We start from the raw sequence: 5562 nt of genomic DNA, 5'->3' as shown, positions 1-5562 counted from the left end.
ATTAAAAGATAACAAATTTTTACGGTTACTTTTGAGGAGGGAGGGATTTATATAAGAATTAAAAAAAATTCTTTATCTTAGCAAAAAACCATGCGGGTAAATGAACAACCCGATATATTTGCATCCTACTTCCCTGATCTGGCCTTCACGTTGTGCTTTGATTCGCTCAATTTCTTGCTCTTAGCACGCTGCTCATACGAAAGAGGCTCTTCAATAAACACGCCTGGATAAATTTTTAACACTTTAAAAAAACCATAAAAACCCTTTCATTTAAGAAATTTAAGGAAAAAAATTTCTGTTAGGAACGGTTTTTTGCTGTCACCAGTTTCTTGTTTTCGCTAATCGCCCACAAAGGTAAAAGCAAAACAACGGCTATTATGCAAGAAATCCCTAAGCACCAAAAAAGCCATCCCATCCCATTTCCTGGGTGACCTTGCCGAGAGGATAACCTGCCACAGCAGCTCCCATATAGGCAAATGTGCCTGCAAACCCAGTAGAAGAAGCTGCAGCCTTCTTATGAGAAAGCTCAGCACATGCTACCCCAATCAACATCTGGGGACCAAAGATAGCAAAACCTATTGTAAACATGGCTGCTGAATCTACCAAAGGATAACCTGCGGGGACAAACCAAAAGAAAGCAATGGCTATAAACATAAGTACAGCAAAAAGTACATTAACAGGTCCCCTCTTAGCAGCGAAAAAATAGTCAGAAGCCCAACCTGCTGCTAAGCTGCCAAAAAAACCGCCCACTTCGAATAAGGAGACACAGCCATTGGCACTCAGCTGATTATACCCCTTGGTTTCTATCAAATAAAGGGCGGTCCAATCATTAATCCCTGTACGCACAAAATAGACAAAAAAATAAGAAATAGCCAACATCCAAATATATTTATTTTTTAAAACATACTCCACCAAAACTTCACGCGCTGAGAGCTGTTCATCCTCTGGTTGGCTACCATTCCCGGAATAATCGTTGCGGAATTTTTCTATAGAAGGCAATCCTAAAGATTGAGGAGTATCCCTTAAGCGGTTGATTAAATAAAAACCTCCTAGAATGCAAATGATTCCCGGCACATACATAGCGGCTCGCCAGCCACCAAAATAATATGCACAAAAACCTACAATCCAAGGGATTAAAAAAGCGCCTACATTGTGAGAGACGTTCCAGGTAGACCACCATGAGCCTCTTTCTGATTGAGAATACCAATGGGTTAAAAAACGTGCACAAGGAGGCCAACCGAAACCTTGAAACCATCCATTTAGCCCCCAAAAAATGGCAAATAAGAAAAGGCTAGAAGACAAACCAAATAAAATATTAATTATGCCTGTAATAATAAGGCCAAAAGCCATAAAGTAACGAGCATTTGAGCGATCGGAAATAATGCCACTGGCAAATTTGCTAAAACCATAGGTAATAGAAAAAATACTTGCTAAAATTCCTAGCTGGCTCTTATCGAATCCTAATTCAGCAATAATGCCAGGCATAGCAAAAGTGAAACTTTTACGTGTAAAATAATAAAAAGCATAGCCTATAAACATGGAATATAAAATTCGTATACGCCAATAATTATAAAGATGCTTAACTTCTTCTTGATCTTGAATTTCCGGTAGATAGGGTGCAGGCCTTAATAATCTAAGCAACCAATTCACGCAACGCTCCTAAAAATTAAAATTATTTTTTTGAAATTTTCACTGTTTTGGCAGATATGGATTCTTATAACGGGGGGATCAATTTTACACAAGCGCAACATTTTATCAGTAGCTACGCTATTAATCCAATTAAAAATTTATTTAACAATAAATTAGGTTGACCTTAGCTGCCAGATATGCTAGAAATGCAGCTCATAAAATTAAATTCTACCATCTAGGATTTTTAAGAATAACTAATAATGATAAAAATTACCATAAATCCGCATGAGAGCCCAATTGTTAGCGTTTTTGACCAAGAAATAATAATTATTGGTTCAGGCACAGGATCTATGAAAGCTGATCTAATTCTACCTGATGCGGCTATACAGCCTATTCATATAAAAATTGTGCACAAAGGGCTGCTCTGCCAAGTGATCAATTATGCAAATGACCCTTTTGCAACTTTAAATGATTTGCCTTTTGGTAAAAAAAATATAAAAGATAGTGGGGTTTTGCAGGTTGGAAGACATCTTATTCAGATAGAGCTCAAGTATATAGAGTCTGCACAAGATGAAGAAAAGATTCCTTCTTCTACAAATGAGCCTTTAAATGTTACCCTAGAAGGGCTACTTGAATGGCAAGCTGTGGAAAAAAAGGCCTCCCTTCCCCCTTCTTCTATCTCTGAAAACCTTTTAAAAAGCTCAAACTTCCTCCCTAACCCTTCCCGCATGGCTCCTCAGGAGATTAGTAAATTTCCTTTTCAAGAAGAGGCTAACTTCTTGGAGCAGAAAAAATGGGCAAAAAGCCAGCTTGAGGAAAGGGAGTTAGAAGATTTAATGCATGAAATTGAGCAATTTGGAGTCAAACATTTTAAAGAAGACAGCCTGTCTACCTATTTAGCTAGTGAAAAAGATAGCCCTTCCCTCTTTTTGCAAGAAAAAATTGAGGTAGAGAGTTTAGGTAACCCAGCGGAAGAATCTCCTTTTTTGAAAGAAGATACAGTCGATCACTTTCCTACTCTTCCCCATATGCTTGCACCAAAAAACCGCCCTGAATATCAAGTAGGTGAATTTGACGATGAGGGCGAAAATTGGAATACAGAAAAAGAAGAAACAGCGGTTACAGGTGTAAAAATTGAAGAGACAAAAAATCTTATCGATTGGAAATTTCTTACGACTCTTGTAATGACTCTTTTATTTATCCTTGGACTTGTCGCCGGCGCTCTTTATTTTAATATTAGCGCCAAAAATGAAATAGAAGAAATGAAAGCCGCAGAAGGTGTGGCTGATATAGCTATGGCGCTTAAATACGCTCAAATACATTATATTAAGCCTCAAAAAAAGAATTGGTCCGATCCAGAATTTATCAAAAAAAGCCTTGCTCAAGTCATTCCTCACGACTACCCCTCCTTAACAAAGATCGATCAGCATGGGCATCTGAATGAAACCTCTTACTCTCTAAGGATTTATACTAGTACCGATTTTTCGCAATTTCTTGTTATCGCGCAACCAGCGCCTAGCGTACTCCAATCATTGATTCCTAAAACTGCTATCGTTATAGACTCTAAACTCATGCAACTTCGGAAAGTTGCTGATATGAAAACTCTTAATCGTTTATTGGTAAATTCCAACAATTTAGATAATTCTAATGCAGTCGAAGTAACAAATCTTGTGAAACAAGGCAAGCTCATTCTTTTAAGCATACTGGCTCAAAAACGTAAAGCCACAGACTTTTCTCCCCCTAAAGCTCTAACCCTGATTCGCCCGGGGGCAGAAAATTACATTTACAATGCTCCTCGCTATTATCAATTAGGCGAGACAATCATCAAGCGTGCTATCCACTTGATGCAAACGCCAGGTAATGTTCATGAATTATCCCGCTTAAAGCAAGAAATGAGCCTTCTATCTAAGATGTCAGATATGGTGCTTTATTTTTCAGACGGAATTCAACTTACCTTGGAAGCTCAAAAAGCCATTGCAGCTTTTACCTCCCAGGGAAGCTTTTTGACGGCTTATTTAAAATTTAATCCTGAGGGCATGATCGTAAGTAGCCATCTTATCATTGATGACGAAAGCTCACCTAAAACTTTTAACGACTCTTCAAAAATTGCTAGCTCTACTTTGCCTGCTGACTATGAAGTTTTAGTAGAACTAGACCCTAACAATCCCCATGCTCTTTCCTTACACATTCATCCTTTGTTAGCAAAATTAAAGCATTTGCGCCAATCACGAGAAGAGGTGCTTACTCCTCTTAAAAATCAAATGATCAATCTTATAAATGAAAATAGTGAGCATCCAACGGAAGAATTTGAAAAAAAAGCTAAGGATTTATTGCAAAAATATCACCACTTAGACCTTGAACAAAAACATCATCTCATTCAATCCGTCCTTCAATTGACAGAAGAATATCCATTAATGCCCGTTAAAGAATTCAAAGGCTATCTAGAAAAAGCTGGTTTAAGTCATTTAAAGCTTAATGCCATTCATCATGATCATCCAGCCCTTTTACAAAAATATAGAGAAAAAATAAAGCAAGCTGAAAATATGAGCGAACTTGCCACGCTAGTAGATGCTGTCACCTCTTGGCTTGTTATAAAAAATTTTAGCGATCTCGATGAGTTAGAAATGGATCAAAAAATCATTAAAAACACCCTAATCTCTCAACTGAATTTCCTGCTTTTTTCCTCCCATCCCCGGCCTTTATCCTTAATAAACAATGAAGAGCAAGCAGCTGCGCTATTTAAAGTTTTAAAATTCTGCACCTTAGATACTCCAGATGATGAAAAATATTACATGGAAGAGTTGGAAAAAATTAAAAAATTTTAAATCTTTTTTTCTACCTTTAATCTCCCTATAGGAACTTTGTCTATATCCTTTAAAAAAAGAAAGCAGCTCTTTAAAAGCTGATCTCCTCTTTAAAGACAAGGTTTTACTAAGAAAGCCTGCTTAAGAAAAAATGCCATTTTGCCTTTAAATTATCGGCCTAATTTTCCAAAAGGGACATTAAAATATGGGCCTCTTTTTTAAACATTCCACTCTTCATCTTCTTGTTCAGCCATATTTTCTGAAGAAGATGAATGGGGAGAAGAGCTTTTCGCCTGTTCTACTTTTTTAAAAAGAGCCTCCATCAGAGGGGAACTAGGCTGCGGTTTGGTAAGCTTTTCGTTTGGTTTAATAGAGGTGAGCTTTTTGCCTTCTATAATTTGTTGCATAAGTGCTGATCTATCTAGGGGTTGCCCTTGAGAGCCAATCCCTTTTTTAACTTGTGTAGCCTCATGAGGATAATTTTTTTCTTTTTTAACCGCCGAGAGCGACTGGTTATCCTCTAAATTTATTGGTTGGCTGCTATCTTTTAGGCTCTCCATGTCTTCTTCTACCCCTTCTTCCTCTTCGTCAGGATCATGCATCGCTAATCGACGTTTCATGAGTTGCTCCGCGATGTCGTGATCTGGCCTCTTTACCGTTTCCTTACTTAATTCTGGAGAAGCAAGCTTCTTGTAAGCAACTAATTGAGTGGTATCAGTGGTTTTCAAAAAAGGTGGGGGAGGCGGAGCAACGGGGATAGCCATGCTGGTTTGCAAGGGAGCTTCTTTCAATAAAGGAGGAGGAGGCGCTGAAGGAATCTTGCCAGCCAAAACTCCTTCATTTTGGGAGGATGAGGAGGGAATGGAGGCTAATTCTTCGGCTGTAGGCTCCTTTGCTACATTTATTTCCCTAGGTAAAGAGATATTTGCTTCCTCTTTCTGGTTTTGTGGGCCTATAGTTCTTTTATCTTCTTCAGGGGGCAAAGGTGGAATTTTCTCTGGTAAGCCTTGCAAAACCTCTGATTTTGCACGAAGGCCTATTAAAAAAGAGATAGAGCCTTCCTCCATCTCTACTTGGCCAGAAATCCAGGGCCTAGCAAGCTTTTCTATATTTCTTGAACCTCCTTTTA

At 38.2% G+C, this 5562-nt stretch carries 1 protein-coding gene and 2 pseudogenes; 1 reads left to right on the top strand and 2 read right to left on the bottom strand.

The features are described 5' to 3' along the window. Positions 1–298: 298 nt before the first annotated feature. Positions 299–1650, bottom strand: a pseudogene (gene uhpC, locus DB41_RS01990) (MFS transporter family glucose-6-phosphate receptor UhpC). Between the two features lie 239 nt (positions 1651–1889). On the opposite strand from uhpC, the gene DB41_RS01985 reads away from it, so the two are divergent. Beyond that, positions 1890–4454, top strand: a complete 2565-nt coding sequence (locus DB41_RS01985) for a hypothetical protein (protein ID WP_039383754.1) — start codon at positions 1890–1892, stop codon at positions 4452–4454. A gap of 197 nt (positions 4455–4651) precedes the next feature. Here DB41_RS01985 and DB41_RS11880 read toward each other — a convergent pair. Continuing rightward, positions 4652–5562: pseudogene (locus tag DB41_RS11880) on the bottom strand (hypothetical protein); the annotation flags it as partial.

Origin of the sequence: Neochlamydia sp. TUME1 (assembly GCF_000813645.1) — a bacterium.
Lineage (GTDB): Bacteria > Chlamydiota > Chlamydiia > Chlamydiales > Parachlamydiaceae > Neochlamydia.
Note: the sequence above shows the minus strand (reverse complement) of the source record. Positions and strands in the feature narration are given on the sequence as shown.